The sequence below is a fragment of the Nocardia sp. NPDC006044 genome, from assembly GCF_042871115.1.
Taxonomy (GTDB): Bacteria; Actinomycetota; Actinomycetes; order Mycobacteriales; family Mycobacteriaceae; genus Nocardia.
Genome location: NZ_JBIAID010000002.1, coordinates 881425 through 897388 on the forward strand (window position 1 = coordinate 881425; position 15964 = coordinate 897388).

Annotated in this window: 13 protein-coding genes; 4 read left to right on the forward strand and 9 right to left on the reverse strand. The window is 67.2% G+C overall.

Annotation, left to right across the window (positions count from 1 at the left end):
- Positions 1-312 precede the first annotated feature (312 nt).
- Complete coding sequence (locus ACFYO1_RS21580) at positions 313-1176, reverse strand: helix-turn-helix domain-containing protein (protein WP_387233648.1); 864 nt, start codon at positions 1174-1176, stop codon at positions 313-315.
- A gap of 471 nt (positions 1177-1647) precedes the next feature.
- Here ACFYO1_RS21580 and ACFYO1_RS21585 point away from each other — a divergent pair, with 471 nt between their 5' ends.
- The gene (locus tag ACFYO1_RS21585; RefSeq protein ID WP_387233651.1) at positions 1648-2097 is read left to right on the forward strand and encodes a DUF4254 domain-containing protein; all 450 of its coding nucleotides are present in this window, start codon (positions 1648-1650) and stop codon (positions 2095-2097) included.
- Positions 2098-3307: 1210 nt separating this feature from the next.
- On the opposite strand, the gene ACFYO1_RS21590 is transcribed toward ACFYO1_RS21585, so the two are convergent.
- From ACFYO1_RS21590 to ACFYO1_RS21615, 6 genes are all read right to left on the reverse strand, one after another.
- The gene (locus ACFYO1_RS21590) at positions 3308-3619 is read right to left on the reverse strand and encodes a DUF3349 domain-containing protein (protein ID WP_387233654.1); all 312 of its coding nucleotides are present in this window, start codon (positions 3617-3619) and stop codon (positions 3308-3310) included.
- 18 nt (positions 3620-3637) lie between these two features.
- The gene (locus tag ACFYO1_RS21595) at positions 3638-3973 is read right to left on the reverse strand and encodes a DUF3349 domain-containing protein (RefSeq protein WP_387233656.1); all 336 of its coding nucleotides are present in this window, start codon (positions 3971-3973) and stop codon (positions 3638-3640) included.
- A gap of 10 nt (positions 3974-3983) precedes the next feature.
- Positions 3984-4268, reverse strand: a complete 285-nt coding sequence (locus tag ACFYO1_RS21600) for a hypothetical protein (protein ID WP_387233659.1) — start codon at positions 4266-4268, stop codon at positions 3984-3986.
- Positions 4269-4279: 11 nt separating this feature from the next.
- On the reverse strand, positions 4280-5545 hold the full coding sequence (locus ACFYO1_RS21605; RefSeq protein ID WP_387233662.1) for an anion permease: 1266 nt from the start codon (positions 5543-5545) through the stop codon (positions 4280-4282).
- A 112-nt stretch (positions 5546-5657) separates the two neighbouring features.
- Positions 5658-6893: a lipase family protein gene (locus tag ACFYO1_RS21610; RefSeq protein WP_387235285.1), complete on the reverse strand. Its 1236-nt coding sequence runs from the start codon at positions 6891-6893 to the stop codon at positions 5658-5660.
- A 201-nt stretch (positions 6894-7094) separates the two neighbouring features.
- Complete coding sequence (locus ACFYO1_RS21615) at positions 7095-8606, reverse strand: ATP-dependent DNA ligase (protein WP_387233665.1); 1512 nt, start codon at positions 8604-8606, stop codon at positions 7095-7097.
- A gap of 93 nt (positions 8607-8699) precedes the next feature.
- Here ACFYO1_RS21615 and ramB point away from each other — a divergent pair, with 93 nt between their 5' ends.
- Positions 8700-10106 carry an acetate metabolism transcriptional regulator RamB gene (gene ramB / locus ACFYO1_RS21620; protein WP_387233668.1) on the forward strand — a complete coding sequence of 469 codons (1407 nt, stop codon included), beginning with the start codon at positions 8700-8702 and terminating at the stop codon, positions 10104-10106.
- Positions 10107-10285: 179 nt separating this feature from the next.
- On the opposite strand, the gene ACFYO1_RS21625 is transcribed toward ramB, so the two are convergent.
- Positions 10286-11521: an MFS transporter gene (locus ACFYO1_RS21625; RefSeq protein ID WP_387233671.1), complete on the reverse strand. Its 1236-nt coding sequence runs from the start codon at positions 11519-11521 to the stop codon at positions 10286-10288.
- A gap of 75 nt (positions 11522-11596) precedes the next feature.
- Here ACFYO1_RS21625 and ACFYO1_RS21630 point away from each other — a divergent pair, with 75 nt between their 5' ends.
- On the forward strand, positions 11597-12436 hold the full coding sequence (locus tag ACFYO1_RS21630) for a TetR/AcrR family transcriptional regulator (RefSeq protein ID WP_387233674.1): 840 nt from the start codon (positions 11597-11599) through the stop codon (positions 12434-12436).
- A 70-nt stretch (positions 12437-12506) separates the two neighbouring features.
- Here ACFYO1_RS21630 and ACFYO1_RS21635 read toward each other — a convergent pair whose 3' ends face one another.
- Positions 12507-14333 carry an acyl-CoA dehydrogenase gene (locus ACFYO1_RS21635; protein ID WP_387233677.1) on the reverse strand — a complete coding sequence of 609 codons (1827 nt, stop codon included), beginning with the start codon at positions 14331-14333 and terminating at the stop codon, positions 12507-12509.
- A 370-nt stretch (positions 14334-14703) separates the two neighbouring features.
- Between ACFYO1_RS21635 and urtA the strand changes: the two genes are divergently transcribed.
- Complete coding sequence (gene urtA / locus ACFYO1_RS21640; RefSeq protein WP_387235287.1) at positions 14704-15942, forward strand: urea ABC transporter substrate-binding protein; 1239 nt, start codon at positions 14704-14706, stop codon at positions 15940-15942.
- The last annotated feature ends 22 nt before the right edge of the window (positions 15943-15964 follow it).

A 15964-nucleotide genomic window follows, 5' to 3' on the forward strand; every position in this document is an offset into this window, starting at 1 on the left:
GTCTGCGCGCGCGCCCCGGGCGGCTGCCGCCCGCGGGATGCCGCGGGGGGGGGGGGGGGGGGGGGGGGCGGCCGGCGCGCCCGCCCCCCCCCCCCCCCCCCCCCCCCCCCGGCGGTGTGGTGGACCGGGCAGTGGCCCACCAAGCTCATATGCCGGGCGCCCCCTTCCCGACACCCACCATCCTCCCCACCCCACCTGAACGCCCGCCCCAGCCCAGCTGGGAGTCGGCTGGGAGCCGAATCCACATTCGGTGGCACACCATGGCGGACCCTTCTCGGGTTTTGCCGCCACCATGTGCCACTGAATGCGGATTCATCGGTGGCTTTGTAGCTTGCGTTCGATCAGGGTGAGGGATTCCTCGGGAGGAAGCGCGCCGTCGGCAATGGCGTTGGCGTACAGGGTGTTCAGGTGGCGTACCGGTTCGGCGTCTTCGACCAGGGCCTGATAGATCAGGGTTTCGGTCCAGGCGATGTCCGGTAGGAGTGGGTTGTCGAATCCGAGCAGCGAAAAGGTTGCGCCGCCGAGCAACCCGCCGCCGGTGGCGTCGAAGGGGATGACCCGGATGTCGATCGTGTCCGGATGCTGCTCGACCATGGCGGCGAGATGGCGCAGTTGGCCTTGCCAGATTTCGCGACCACCGATCTGCTGGTTCAGCGCTGCCTCGTTGACAACTGCCGTGAGGTGCAACGGGTCCTCGGTGATCAATCGCTGCTGCCTGCCAAGGCGCACCTGCACCAGGCGATCGATATCGACCTGCCGGATTCGCGCAACATCGCTGAGCAGCAACGCACGCACGTAATCGGCAGTCTGTAACAGGCCCGGAATCAGGATGCTGTCGTAGGTTCGGACCTTTTGCGCGCCGAACTCGAGGCCGTACAGCCGAATGAGGCTATCCGGTAGCAGATCCGCATAATTCGACCACCATCCGCGCTGCTTGGCGATCTCGCGTAAGCGCAACATCTCCGCACGTTCGGCCGGGTCGAACTCGAATAGGGCCATCAGCTTCTTCAGCTTGTCCTCGGCCAGGATTCGCTCCTTCTCTACCTTCGACCAGTAGGAGAGGGTGAAGCCGAGTTCCTTGGCGATGACCGAGGCGCTGACATCGAACTCGGTGCGGCGGCGGCGAATTCGGAGCATCAGCTCCCAGCGAGCGACCGTGGGCGAGAGTGGAGCCATGGCTCGAGGGTGTCCTTCCAGCTCTGTTGATGCGTGGAGTCGACCGAACTTCCGCTAGAGTACGCCACCGACTTGTCCAGCGATAGGTCAACTTGACTTATCGCTGGACATAGCTTTAACTCGTTGTGTCACACGCCACATGTGGACTTGGATCGGGCTCGCGCGGTGGGAGCGAGGGGTTTCGCGTGTCGACGCATGCCATCAATAGACCTGGATAGCCGGCGACCGGACAGCGCATCATGCCCGATGAGCCGATGACGACGCCTGGGTGATGCCGCGCGGTCAGAGGATGACGACGGAGTACGCGGCGGTGACCGCCTATGCGGCAGAAGCGGTTTCGCTGAACGAGTTGATAGAGCGGATGGAACTGACGGCGTTCGAGCCGGTGCCTTCGTCGATCGCCGGGCAACCCAGGCCGATAGATCCATACCTGTTGCCCAGTAACGATATTCACGTCAGGGGGTTATCACCTTGGAACCACTTCCGCCCAAAGCCATGCTCCTCGAAGCCTGCCGAACCGCGCCGCTCTCCGGCCACCCACTGCTCGAATCCGCCTATCTACTAACCGGATTGCACAAGCGGCGCACCCGCTCCGATCCGCGCGCAATCGCCGACATCGACGCCCACCGCGCCCGCCTGGTCCTCGCCATCGACCGCTGGGTCACCACCGAAGTCCCCCCACCCCACGACAGCGCACACTTGCACACCGAAACCGTCGGCATGGTGATCGACCGACTAGCCCAGTTCTCCGTCACCGCCAACGAATCCCTGTCCAGCACACCGGAATGGGCCATACACGACGCCTGGGAACGCCTCGCCGAACTCGCCACCGGCTACCACGACCTGGCCTTCGAAGTCTCCGCCGGCTTCCGCCGCCTCCCCACCCTCACCCACCCCCGAACCCACAACCCACTCCCATAGACAACCCACCCACGCCTCTCACCAAAAGAGTCATCGATCAGCGCAACTCGACTCTCCACCGCAGCCACGTCCCACTCACCCGCCCACCCCTGACCGAACGGGACACCACAGCGCCGCCACCCGACCTCCGCCACAGCCACGTCCCGCTGGTCACCGATCCGGCACCGGTCGGGACAAACCATCAGCGAACGGGACACCACGGCGGGCCCACTCGCACTTCGGCGCAATCACGTCCCGTTCAGGGGTCCGCTGGTGGTCAAACGGGACATCACAGCGCCGCCACTCGCACTTCGCCGTAACCAGGTCCCGAGGGCACCTATTCTGGCCGCCGGGAGCAGGCAGCCACCGAGCAGAGTTCGACGAAAGGCCCAGCGGCACTTCAACGCAACCAGGCCCCCTTCAGCCGCTCAGCGCTCTGCACTCAGCCGTTCGGCAGCGCCGATACCCGACCTTCGCCGCAACCATGCCCCGCTCGTCACCGATCCGACACCGGTCGGGACAAACCATCACCGAACGGGACACCACGGCGGGCCCACTCGCACTTCGGCGCAATCACGTCCCATTCAGGCGTCCGCTGCTGGTCGAACGGGACATCACAGCGCCGCCACTCGGCCTTTGCCGCAACCAGGTCCCGAGGGCACCCGTTCTGGCCGCTGGGAGCAGGCAGGCACCGAGCAGAGTTCGACGAAAGGCCCAGCGGCACTTCAACGCAACCAGGCCCCCTTCAGCCGCTCAGCGCTCGGCACTCAGCCGCTCAGCGCTCGGCAGCGCCGCCACCCGACCTACGCCGCAACCACGTCCCACTCAACTGCCCACCGCTGGCCGAACGGGACATCACAGCGCCGACACTCGCACTTCGGCGCAACCAGGTCCGAGGGGCACCAGCCCTGGCCGCCGGGAGCAGGCAGGCACCGAGCAGAGTTCGACGAAAGGCCCAGCGGCACTTCGCAACCAGGCCCCTCCAGCCGCTCAGCACTCAGCGCTCGGCAGCGCGCCGACACCCGACCTTCGCCGCAACCATGTCCCGCTCGTCACCGATCCGACACCGGTCGAGACAAACCATCACCGAACGGGACACCACGGCGGGCCCACTCGCACTTCGGCGCAATCATGTCCCACTCACCCGCCCACCGCTTGCCGAACGGGACACCACAGCGCCGCCACCCGCACCTCGCCACGGCCAAGTACCGTTCGGCGATTTACCCGACGGTCAGAGTGGTGTCGGGTCTTCCGGGGACGAGCCGTCTTGTGGCCAGGCGTGGGCTTCCAGTCGGGTTTGGACGCGGAGAACGTCTGTCTCCGAGGGCATTTCGTTGGTGATCTTGGTGATCATTACCTGGATGTCGGTTTTGTCGGCGGGGAGGTCGCCGGTGCCGGCCAGTTCGGCGGCTATTTGGCGGACCTCGTCGTCGGAGAGGCGGCGGCGGAGGAGGGCGAGCAGCGGGATGTAGTCGGATTCCGGGACACCGTCCGGATATCCGGCCCGTAGCCAGTCGATGATGGCGTTCAGGAAGGGAGGCATCGGTGAACGCGTCTCGGGCTAGTCGACGTCGGCCGGTGGGGTGGCCAGCGGCCAGCCGCCCGCCGCGAGGTGGGAGGCCACCCGCGCGACATCGGTCTCGGCCGGCTGTTCCTTCGCGACTCGCGCGATGGCTTCCTCGATCTCGGTGCGGGTGATCGCGCTGTCCGGATTCTCCGCCGCGAGTTCCTCGGCGATCGCGACCACCTCGAAATCGGTGAGATGCCGGTGCAGCACCGCGAACAGCGCCACATAATCCGAATGCGGGATGCCCTGCGGATAGCCGGCGCGCAGCCAGCCGATGATCCGGCCGAGGACGTTCGGCCTGAGCTCTGCGGATTTCGCTTGATCGGTCACATTGCGCCCTTCAGGACTGTCCGAACAGGTGAATGCCGAACCTGGCGGCGATGAAAGCCTTTGCCGTGTACAGGATTCCGGTCATGATCGCCGCGATGATCAGCCCGAAGCACAATACCGCGACGGCAAGCGCGGGGTAGTTGCGCCGAGCGACCCGGCCGTCCGCGGTCACGGAGTCCCCGGCCGACCAGAATCGGACGCCGACCGCGAACACCAGCGGCAGCCCGGCGCCGAGGATCAGCCCGGCGAGCATGACCTTCCACAGCGCGTTCAGGTTCGTGATGAGCGTATGCACGTCTACTCCTTCTAAACCTGCGCCGACCGGGTCGACTGCCCCGGCTCCGCTGGCAGATCCGCGCTGTCCGGTGTGCCGGATTCTGCACTATCGGCGCGCGCCGCGCTCTCCGGCTTAACAACATCACCGGGGCCACCCGGCGTGTCGTCGGGCCATTCGTTGACGTTGCTGGTGTCGACCGGATCCCGGCGCGACCGCACATACATCAGCCCGGACAGGCCGAGCAGGATCGCGAACACCACGAGCACGCCCGGCAGGCCGCCGATGAAATGCGCGATCGCCCAGCAGGCCGCGCCGGCCAGACCGGCGAGCGGCAGGGTGAGCATCCACGCGACGACCATGCGGCCCATCACGCCCCAGCGCACCTCCGCGCCCTTGCCGAGACCGGTGCCGAGGATGGACCCGGTCGCGGTCTGCGTGGTGGACAGCGGCAGCCCGAAGTGCGCGGAGCTGAGAATGATGGCCGCCGACGCGGTTTCGGCCGCCAGCCCCTGCGGCGATTCGATCTCCACCAGGCCCTTGCCGAGGGTGCGGATGATCCGCCAGCCGCCGAGGTAGGTGCCCGCTGCGATGGCGATCGCACAGGCGGCCATCACCCAGATCGGCATCTCGGCGTTCTTGGTGAGCGTGCCGTGCGCGACCAGGGCCAGGAAGATGACGCCCATCGTTTTCTGCGCGTCGTTGGTGCCGTGCGCGAGCGAGACCAGCGAGGCCGAGCCGATCTGGCCCCAGCGGAAACCGGCCTCCACCTTCTTCGGGTCGGACTTCTTGGTGATCCGGTAGACCAGCCAGGTGCCCAGGGCCGACACCAGCGCCGCCACGATCGGGGCGAGCACGGCGGGCAGAATGATCTTGGTGAGCACGCCGTCCGAACCGGCCGCCCAGATCACGCCGCTGAAGCCGAGCGCGGCGAGGGTGGCGCCGATCAGGCCGCCGAACAGTGCGTGCGAGGAACTCGACGGCAGGCCGAACAGCCAGGTGAGCAGGTTCCAGAGAATGCCGCCGACCAGACCGGCGAACACGATGATCAACAGGTCGTGTCCCTGCACCGCGTCGAGCCGGACGATGCCCTTGGCCACGGTGGCGGCCACGGCGACGGAGAGAAACGCGCCGACCAGATTCAGCACCGCCGACAACGCCACCGCGACCCGTGGCCGCAGCGCGCCGGTGGCGATCGAGGTCGCCATGGCGTTCGCGGTGTCATGGAAGCCGTTGGTGAAATCGAATGCGAGTGCTGTGACGATGACGATCAGGAGAACCAATAATTCGACGGTCACATGTCCAGTGTGCGGCACAGGTCAATAGGATTGCCAGGTGGTTGCGGTTCACCGCGCGTCGCCGATGCGTTAAGTTGGACCCTGTCCTCTATCGGCTCGGATTCGCCAGCTATCAGCCGAATCGGGTGCAGCCCTGCGGCACCGGTTTTCCGGCAAATCGATCTTCGATCCAGGCGTAAGCGCCCGGAATTCCGCTGGTGCTGACGATGAAATGTTCACCGAGATATACCTGGAAATCCACCTGGGTACCGCCTCGGCACCAGTCCCGATAGAGGTTCTCGGCGCCGGCCAGCGGCACCCACCATTCGTTCAGGCCGTGGTACAGGAACACCGGGATGGCCGGCGGCAGCGCACCGAGCCGGTTCTGCGCCAGAATGTCCCGGATGAACGGCAGCTCGGTCGGTGCGGGCACATCGGTGAGCGCCTGCACCGGAATCGGCGCGACCACCCCGACCGCCTCCTCGTGCGCCATGCAGAAATCTTTGCCGATGCGCGCGAGCCGCCAGCCGTTGTCGTTCATCAGGCCGAGCATCTCCGGATACTCCCGCGCCATGCCCAGGGTCGCGGCGAGGAAGATCCCGGAGGCGAGGGGTTGGCCGTTCATGGTGTGCAGCAGCATGTCGAAATCGGCGGGCACGCCGCCGAACGCGACACCGACGAGATTCAATTCCGGCGCGTACTGCGGCGCCAGCTGCGCGGCCCACGCCGAGGCGATGGCGCCGCCGGAATAGCCGGTGATCGCGGTCGGCGCATCGGGCACCAGGCCGAGTTCGGGGGTGCGCACCGTGGCCCGGATCGAATCGAGCACCGCGTGCCCGGCCATCAGCCCGGCCGCGTACGCCTGACGCGGTCCCTGATGATCCGGCACCAGCACGGCGAAGCCCTTGTTCAGCGGGATCTGCGCCATCCACAGCTTGCTCGACACCATGCGCAGCTCGTAGGACGGCGCGCATTGGTTCCCGAGCGAATCGATCGCCGGATTCAAGGTCACCAGCGGACGCGGTCCCGGCCCGGCCCACGGCGTGGCCGGCATGAGCAGGGTGGCGACCACCGGGACCGGCTTGCCCTTGGCGTCGTTCGACCGGATCAGCAGCTCGGTCGAGATCAGCGGCACCCCGGTGACGCCGGTGCCACCGGGACGGGACGCCAGAACCGTTCCCGGAGCCAGGGTTTCGAAGCCGGCCGGCGGCGTGTAGAACGGATCGCCCAGCGGCGTCGGCAGGGCGTCGGCGATCTCGCGGGACGGAAACAGCAGGTCATCGATCGGGTTCGCGTGCGCCAAGGTGCCCAGCACCGCGCTCACCGCCACGACCGCGGCCAGCGCCATCGCGCGCAGCCGCCACACCATCGAACCCAACCGTCTTCCCCGATCCCGAAGCAGCAACCTGCCGAACCCAGTGCAGTCTGGCTTGCCCCTTCACCCCGGAGGAGCCCTGACTTGCAGTGGCACAACAATCCTCGCACCGTACGCCCGCTACCGCTGGATATCGCCGGGACTGCCGCGAGTCGGCGGAGAACGCGACACGTCAGCGCCGATTCGCGGATCAGGTCACGGGAGAAGCGCTCGAACCGTGTCGATGGTGTCGGCTTCGCGCGGTTCCTTGTCCGGCCGGTAGCGGACCACACGGGCGAAGCGCAGCGCGACACCACCGGGGTAGCGCGGGCTGACCTGCACTCCGTCGAGGGCGATCTCGACGACCAGTTCCGGCCACAGGTAGACGGTCTGCTCGTCGCGGGTGCGTTCGTGACGCGGGAATTCGGCGGTCTGCCACTGCAGTAGCGCGTCGGTGAGGCCCTTGAAGGTCTTACCGACCATGACCGGCTCGCCGGTTTCCGGATCGCGGGCGCCGAGGTGCAGATTGGACAGATAGCCGGTGCGGCGGCCGTACCCCCACTCGGCGCCGAGGACGAGCAGGTCGAGGGTGTGCGTCGGTTTGATCTTCTGCCAGGCGCGGCCGCGCCGCCCCGCCGCGTAGGGCGCGGACAGCGACTTGATCATCACGCCCTCGTGGCCCGCGGCGAGCGCACCGTCGAAGTATTCGGCGGCGGCCTCCTCGTCGGGCCGGATCAAGGCGGGAATGCTCTGCGCGGAAGCCACTTTCGTGAGCGCGGCACGACGTTCGGACAGTGGGGCGTCGAGCAGGTCCGCGCCGTCCAGGTGCAGGCAGTCGAAGAAATACGGATGCAGCAGCAGTTCCCGGGTGGAACTCACCTCGGCGAAGCGGCTCATCGTCTCCTGGAACGGGCGCGGCCGTCCGGCATCGGTGAGCGCCAGGGTTTCCCCGTCGAGCACCACGCTGGCGCAGTCGAGCCCGGCGACCAGCTCGACCAGTTCCGGAACGCCGGCGGTGATATCGCGCAGCGTCCTGGTGAACACCCAGACCCGCGGACCGTCGCGATGCACCTGGATCCGGGCGCCGTCCATCTTGATCTCGACGCTCACGTCACCGTCGAACTCGGTGAGCGCCCCGTCCAGCGTCGCACCGGGCGAGGCGAGCATCGGCTGGATCGGCCGGCCCACCTCGAGCCGGAATTCGCCGAGCGCCGCGACGCCGCCGGTCAGCGCGGCGAGCGCGGTCACCGGCAGCCGCCCGGACAGCATGTAGGCGCGGCGCACCAGGTCGGACGGCACGTCCGCCGCGACGGCCACGGCCTCCATGACGATCGCGGTGAGCGCCCCCTGCCGGAGTTCACCGGTCAGCAGGCGCAGCAGAAACGCCTGCTCGTCCGCGGTCGCGGCGGTCCACAACGTGGCGAGCAAGGTTTTGCGCCGGGCCGCCGATCCGGCGCCGGCGGTCCCGGCCAGTTCGGTCAGCGCGGAGTCGACGGCCGAAACCGTCAGCGTCGCAACGGGTGCCGGGGTAGTGTCCACGGCAGCGAGGGTGCGCCAACCGGTGCCGATCCGGCCCTGCCGGAGCTCGCCGGAGGCCCACGCGACGACCGGCGCGAGTTCGTCCGGCGCGGCGGCGGTCAGCAACTCGGCGAAGGCAGCGATCTTCGTCTTGCGTGACCTGGTCGCGCGAACCGTCTCCGAAGCCTGGACGACATGCGAGAACAACACTCGTCGACGGTAACGCCTGCCTGTGACACAAAGCTCAGCAGAACTGCTAATTACCCATTGGCACGGTTGCGAAAACGCCCATAAACTGGACGCATGGCCAAGACTTACGTCGGGGCGCGGCTTCGTCAGCTGCGGACCGAACGGGGGCTGAGCCAGGTCTCACTCGCCCAGAAGCTGGAGATCTCGGCGAGCTACCTCAATCAGATCGAACACGACGTGCGCCCGCTCACCGTTCCGGTGCTGCTGCGGATCAGCGAGGTGTTCGGGGTCGACGCGACCTTCTTCTCCTCCCAGGACGACACCCGGCTCATCGCCGAACTCCAGGAGGTCGTGATGGACCAGGAGCTGGGCATCGAGGCCGACACCCAGGAAATCGCGGACATGGTCTCCGCGCACCCGAGCATGGCCCGCGCACTGGTCAACATGCACAACCGCTACCGCAACACCTCCGCCCAGCTGGCCGCCGCCACCGAGGACCGCTTCGCCGACGGTTCGGGTAGCGCGGCGATCAGCAAGCCGCACGAGGAGGTCCGCGACTTCTTCTATCAGCGGCAGAACTACATCCACGAATTGGACACCGCCGCAGAGGAACTCACCGCGCGCATCCGATTCCACGGCGGCGACGTGAACAGCGAGGTGGCGCGGATCCTGCGCGCGCACGACGTGCGGATCGTGGAGCGCATCGACCTCGGCGAGGGCGTACTGCATCGCTATGACGAGGAAACCCAGCGACTGGAGATCGCGCCGCACCTGTCCGGCGGCCAGCGCACCTTCAAGCTCGCCGCCGAGCTCGCCTATTTCGAATGCGGCGAGCTGCTCGAAAAACTGGTCGAGGAGGGCAATTTCGCCTCCGAGGACACCCGCAAGCTGGCCATGCTCGGGCTGGCCAACTACTTCGCGGCGGCAACCGTGCTGCCGTACACGCACTTTCACGAGGTAGCCGAGGACTTCCGCTACGACATCGAGCGGCTCTCGGCGTTCTTCACCCAGAGCTACGAGACCATCTGCCACCGGCTTTCGACCTTGCAGCGACCCAAGCTGCGCGGCGTACCGTTCTCCTTCGTCCGGGTGGACCGGGCCGGGAACATGTCGAAACGCCAGTCCGCCACCGGTTTCCACTTCTCCGCCAGCGGCGGCACCTGCCCGCTGTGGAACGTCTACGAGACCTTCGCCTACCCCGGCAAGATCATGACGCAGATCGCCCAGATGCCGGACGGCCGCAAATACCTGTGGGTCGCCCGCACGGTGGAACGCCGCGCCACCCGTTATGGCCAGCCGAGCAAGACCTTCGCCATCGGCCTCGGTTGCGAACTCCGGCATGCGGGCCGGGTGATCTACGCCGACGGCATCGATCTCGACGAGGTCCAGGCCACCCCGATCGGGGCCGGGTGCCGGGTCTGCGAACGCCTCAACTGCCCGCAGCGCGCGTTCCCGCCCCTGGGCAAGGTCCTCGACATCAGCGAACATCGCAGCTCGGTCTCGCCTTACGTGCTGAAGTAGTCCGAGTTACCGGGATCGTCATCCGCCACGCAGGTTCGGCGGCGGGCATGCAGGAAGTGTTGCACCCCAACGCCTTCCTGAAGGGCGCAGCGAAGCTCGGGCGCCAGGGGCACGCAGGCCGACGACGACGAAGGCCGACACCGCGGTATCGCGGCGCCGGCCTCCATGGTTTCGCAGGCTCACACGGCGGCGAGCGACCGCCGTTGAACCCGCAGGCCGATCAGAGTCATGGCCAGCGCGAGGACCAGCAGCGCGGCCAGGGTCCAGGCCAGGGCCGAGAAGCCGTGCGGGGCAGCGGCCGCCGCGACCAGCGGACCCACCGTGGCGCCCACGTAGAAGCTGAACATCGCGACCGACATTGCGGCGGCGCGGGATTCGCCGCCGAGCTCGCCCGCGCTCTGCAGGACGGCGGGACCGATCACGCCGAGGCCGCCGACCAGAACCGCGAGCAGGATGGTCAGCACCGCCAGGTGCGAACCCTCGAAGGTGGCCGCCACCATCGCCGCCGCCGCGACCAGGACGCCGAGCATGATCTGGTAGTGCTTGGTCAGCCGGGCCAGCGGAATGGCCAGCAGCGGCAGCGCCACCATCACCGGGAGCGCGCCGGCCCGCAGGGCGAGCAGTTCGCCGGAACCCTTGACCACGCCGGTGAGTTCGAGACCGGTGTAGACGCCGACCATCACCGCCATGCTCATCGAGCCCGCGACCAACATCGGCAGCAGCGGGCGGATGCGCAGCACCGCCGGGATCGCCGCATAGCTGTGCCGCAGCGGCAGATCACGCCCGGCCGGGACGTCCTCGAGCATCACCCGGCGCAGCACGACCGCGACCACCGCGAAGACGAGGGCGGAACCGATGAACATGGTGCGCCACGGGAACGAGGCGACCACGGCCTGCGAGACGATCTGCGCGATCACCGTCGCGGCCAGGAACGAGGTGGCCACCGACATGGTCGCCACGGCCCGGTGCGCGGGCGTGATCCGGGTGGCCACGTAGGCCATGATCGCGGGCGGAATGGACCCGACCACCAGGCCCTGCACGATGCGCAGGGCCACCGCGATCGGCGCGCTGAACGCCAGACCGGTCAACAGGGTGACCACCGCGGCGACGAGCATGCCGGTCATCAGCACCCGGCGGTGCCCGTAGCGGTCCGACAGCGGGCCGAACAGCACGAAACCGCCCGCGTAGCCGAAGGCGAACGCGCTGATGATCCAGGTCATCACGCCGGAGCCGACATTCCAGTCCGATTTCATGGCCGCGAACAGGGGAATCGGCACGTACATCTGGCCGGTCGCGAGCAGCGCGGCCAGCACGAAAACGGGTACGGTGCGCGCGGTGTGGGCGCGCGAGGGGACGCCCAGGGTGGGCGTGGCGGCCGGAGTACCGGTCGGGTGCGGAAGAGTCGGCGTAGCCATGAGGACGACAGTAGGACCGCGGACGATCGATTGTCAACCAAATAGTTGGTTTAAACAGATGGTAAAATCTGGACCATGACGGCCACGATCAAACGCAGCGACGCGACCAAGCAGGCGCTATTGCGTGCCGCGCGGGACGAATTCGCCGAATACGGCCTGGCCGGCGCGCGGGTGGACCGCATCGCCGAGGCCGCCGGGGTGAACAAGGAACGCATCTACGGCCTGTTCGGCAGCAAGGACAAGCTGTTCGACGTCATCCTGATCGACACCATGCGCGAGTTCATGGACGTGGTCCAGCCGTTGGCCGAGACCGACCCCGGCCGCTACATCGGCAAGCTGTTCGACTACCACAACAACAACCCGCAACTGCTCCGCCTGCTGCTGTGGGAGGGCCTGCACCGCGGCGTCGACGCACACGACATCGACGGCTGGCGCGCCCAGCATTACGAGCAAAAATTCGACCGGGCCAGCGAGCAATTCGGCATCGACGCGCAGTACGCCGGCCGATTGCTGCTGGCGTTGTGCGGTATGTCCAACTGGAGTCTGGCCGTCCCGCAGACCACCCGGCTGCTGCTCGGCAACGCCGCCGAGGACAAGGCCGCGACCCGCGAGTTCATGCAGGAGTTCGCCAAAGCGGCGATGGCGAACCTGCCGCCCGCGATGAAGGCGGACCCGGCGCCCGCACCGGAAACCGAACCGATCAATGCATTGACCACTGGGGCCGACCACCCCGCCAGAGTCGACCGCGCAGCCCAGCGTCTCCGCGATGCCCAGGCAGCCGCCGACGCCGCCCGCGACGAACTCGCCGCCGCCCTCCGCGACGCGCACGCCGAAGGCACCAGCGCCAACCAACTGGCCCGCGCCGTCTCCGGCACCCTCTCCCGCCCGGTCGTACTGAAACTGCTGGCCGACTAGCTCCACCCAACCGAAGGCGCCCTTCACTCCAGCCGAGTGAAGGGCGCCTTCGGTCAAGCGACGATCCGGCTCAGAAAGCCGCTTCGTCCAGGTTCATGATGTCGTTGTCGATCGCGGCGATGATCGCCGTGCTGGCGGTCAATTGGGGCAGCACGTTCTTGGCGAAGAAGCTTGCGGCGGCGACCTTTCCGGCGTAGAAGTCCCGGTCCTTCGCCGGGGCGTCCGCGGCCAGTGCGGCGGCCGCGATCTCGGCTTGCACCAGCAGACGCCAGCCGACGAGCAGGTCGCCGACCGAGAGCAGGAAACGCACCGAGCCGAGGCCGACCTTGTACAGCTCGGCCGGATCCTGCTGGCCCGCCATCAGATAGCCGGTCAGCGTGGCCGCCATGGCCTGCACCTCGCCCAAAGCCGTACGCAGCAGCTCACGTTCGGTCTCGAAGCGCCCGCTCGGCGTCTCCAGGAACGCGGCGATCTGCCCGGTGACGTGCCCGATCGCCACCCCCTTGTCCCGAATGATCTTGCGGAAGAAGAAGTCCTGCGCCTGGATGGCGGTGGTGCCCTCGTACAGCGAGTCGATCTTCGCGTCCCGGATGTACTGCTCGATCGGGTAGTCCTGCAGGTAGCCCGAACCGCCGAGGGTCTGCAGCGATTCGGTCAGGTACTCGTAGGCCCGCTCGGAACCGACACCCTTGACGATCGGCAGCAGCAAATCGTCGACCCGGTGCGCCAATTCGGCGTCCGCACCCGAAACCAGCTGCGCCACATCGGGATTCTGATGCGCGGCGGTGTACAGATACACCGCGCGCAGCCCTTCGGCGTAGGCCTTCTGCAGGGCCAGGCTGCGCCGCACATCGGGGTGCCGGGTGATCGGCACGCGCGGCGCGGCCTTGTCGGTCATCTGGGTCAGATCGGCGCCCTGCACGCGCTCCTTGGCGTACTCGAGCGCGTTGAGGTACCCGGTGGACAGCGTGCCGGTGGACTTGATGCCGACCACCATGCGCGCGTTCTCGATCACCTGGAACATCTGCGCGATGCCGTTGTGCACGTCGCCGACCAGCCAGCCGACCGCGGGCACGTCGCCGCCGAAGGTCAGCTCACAGGTGGGCGAGGACTTCAGGCCCATCTTGTGCTCGAGATTGGTCGCGAACACGCCGTTGCGGGCGCCGAGCTCCAGCGTCTCGGCATCGAAGAGGAACTTCGGCACGTAGAACAGCGACAGGCCCTTGGTGCCGGGGCCCGCGCCCTCAGGGCGGGCCAGCACCAGGTGGAACATGTTTTCCGCGGTGTCGCCGACATCGCCGCCGGAGATGAAGCGCTTGATGCCCTCGATGTGCCAGGTGCCGTCGGGCTGTTCGATCGCCTTGGTGCGCCCGGCGCCGACATCCGAGCCGGCGTCCGGCTCGGTCAGCACCATGGTGCCCTGCCAGCCGCGCTCGTACCCCTCGGTGGCCCAGTGCTTCTGCTGGTCGTTGCCGACGTTGTAGAGCACCGCGGCCATCACCGGGCCCATGTTGAAGAAGCTCGCCGCCGGGTTGGCGCACATGATCATCTCCTGGACCGCCCACACCACCGCGGCGGGCGCGGGCGTGCCGCCCATGCCCTCCGGCAGTCCGAGCCTGCTCCAGTCGGCGTCGTGCACCGCCGTGATGGTCTTGCGCAGCGCGTCCGGCACCGTGACGGAGTGGGTGTCCGGCACGAACGCCACCGGATCGCGGTCGGCCGCGGCGAACGACTCGGCGATCGGCCCCTCGGCCAGCCGCTTCACCTCGGCCAGGATCTCGCGCACGGTATCGGAGTCGAGATCACCGTAGGCGCCCGTGTCGAGCAGCTTGTCCAGCCCGAACACCTCGAAGAGGTTGAATTCGATGTCGCGCACGTTCGCCTTGTAGTGACCCACGACGGTCCTCCCAGGTTTCGGCCGTTTTGACGATGTACAAACGCAGCCTGCCGTACCGCGGCGACGCTACGCAACCGTAGGCTCGCCGCCACCTCACCGGGGTTCACCAGGCGGTAACCGCAAAGGTTCACACGGCCGAAACACAGGCAACCGACTCGTCACCGAGAGATATTCCGGCGCAACAACTTCTGTCTAACGTTCGCACCACGAATACACCGCCTGTATACATCCCGGTCGACAGCTCTGACCGGGGCAAAAGGTGGAGGTGTTCGCCGCGGTGCACGTCGTGCCGCCGAATTACCTGATGAAGTGAGAAGGGTCCCGCCCCATGTCAGATTCCCGTGCCATCCATCGACACCGCTCCCGGCGCATGGTCAAGGCGATGGCGGTACCCACCGCAGTAGCGCTCGCCGGTTTGTTGCTGACCGCCTGCGGCGCCAAGGACGACGCAACGACCACCGGCTCGAACACCAAGTCCTGCGTGGACACGTCGAAGGACTCGATCAAGGTCGGATCGCTGCACTCGCTGTCCGGCACGATGGCCATCTCCGAGGTCACCGTGGCCAACTCGACCAAGCTGGCGGTCGACCAGATCAACGCCGCGGGCGGGGTGCTCGGCAAGAAGATCGAGCTGGTGCTGGAGGACGGCGCGTCGGACCCGAAGACCTTCGCGGAGAAGGCCGAGAAGCTGATCAGCTCGGACTGTGTCGCGGCGGTGTTCGGCGGCTGGACCTCGTCGAGCCGCAAGGCGATGAAGCCGAAGTTCGAGAGCCTGAACTCGCTGCTCTACTACCCGGTGCAGTACGAGGGCCTGGAGGACAGCAAGAACATCTTCTACACCGGCGCGACCACCAATCAGCAGATCATTCCGGCGCTGGACTACTTGAAGCAGAAGGGCATCACGTCCCTCTACCTGGTCGGCTCCGACTACGTCTTCCCGCAGACCGCCAACCGTGAGATCAAGGCGTACGCGAAGGCCAACGGCATCGAGATCAAGGGCGAGGACTACACCCCGCTCGGCTCGACCGACTTCTCCACCATCGTGAACAAGGTGCGTACCGCCAAGGCGGGCGCGGTCTTCAACACGCTCAACGGTGACTCGAACGTGGCGTTCTTCCGTGAGTACACCAGCGCCGGTCTGAAAGCCGCTGAGATGCCGGTGGTTTCGGTGTCCATCGCGGAGGAAGAGGTCGCGGGCATCGGCGCGCAGAACATCGCCGGGCAGCTGACCGCGTGGAACTACTACCAGACCGTGGACACCCCGGTGAACAAGAAGTTCGTCACCGACTACAAGGCCGCGTTCGGCGCGGACAAGCCGACCTCGGACCCGATGGAGGCCGCCTACGCCTCGGTCTACCTGTGGAAGAACACGGTGGAGAAGGCGAAGTCGTTCGCGGTGGCCGACATTCAGGCCGCGGCCGACGGCGTGACGTTCGAGGCGCCCGAGGGGCTGGTGACCGTCGACGGGTCGAACCATCACATCACCAAGACCGCGCGGATCGGTGAGATCCGGCCGGACGGGCTCATCTACACGGTGTGGGACTCCGGCAAGGCGGTCACGCCGGACCCGTACCTCAAGTCCTACGAATGGGCCAAGGGCCTCAAGTAATTCGCCCGATCGGTGTGGGGTG

Coding starts and splice junctions, on each gene's coding strand:
- ACFYO1_RS21590 (WP_387233654.1), bottom strand. CDS start 3,619: ATGCCTCCCTTCCTGAACGCCATCATCGACTGGCTACGGGCCGGATAT.
- ACFYO1_RS21580 (WP_387233648.1), bottom strand. CDS start 1,176: ATGGCTCCACTCTCGCCCACGGTCGCTCGCTGGGAGCTGATGCTCCGA.
- ACFYO1_RS21610 (WP_387235285.1), bottom strand. CDS start 6,893: ATGGTGTGGCGGCTGCGCGCGATGGCGCTGGCCGCGGTCGTGGCGGTG.
- ACFYO1_RS21625 (WP_387233671.1), bottom strand. CDS start 11,521: ATGGCTACGCCGACTCTTCCGCACCCGACCGGTACTCCGGCCGCCACG.
- ramB (WP_387233668.1), top strand. CDS start 8,700: ATGGCCAAGACTTACGTCGGGGCGCGGCTTCGTCAGCTGCGGACCGAA.
- urtA (WP_387235287.1), top strand. CDS start 14,704: ATGGTCAAGGCGATGGCGGTACCCACCGCAGTAGCGCTCGCCGGTTTG.
- ACFYO1_RS21630 (WP_387233674.1), top strand. CDS start 11,597: ATGACGGCCACGATCAAACGCAGCGACGCGACCAAGCAGGCGCTATTG.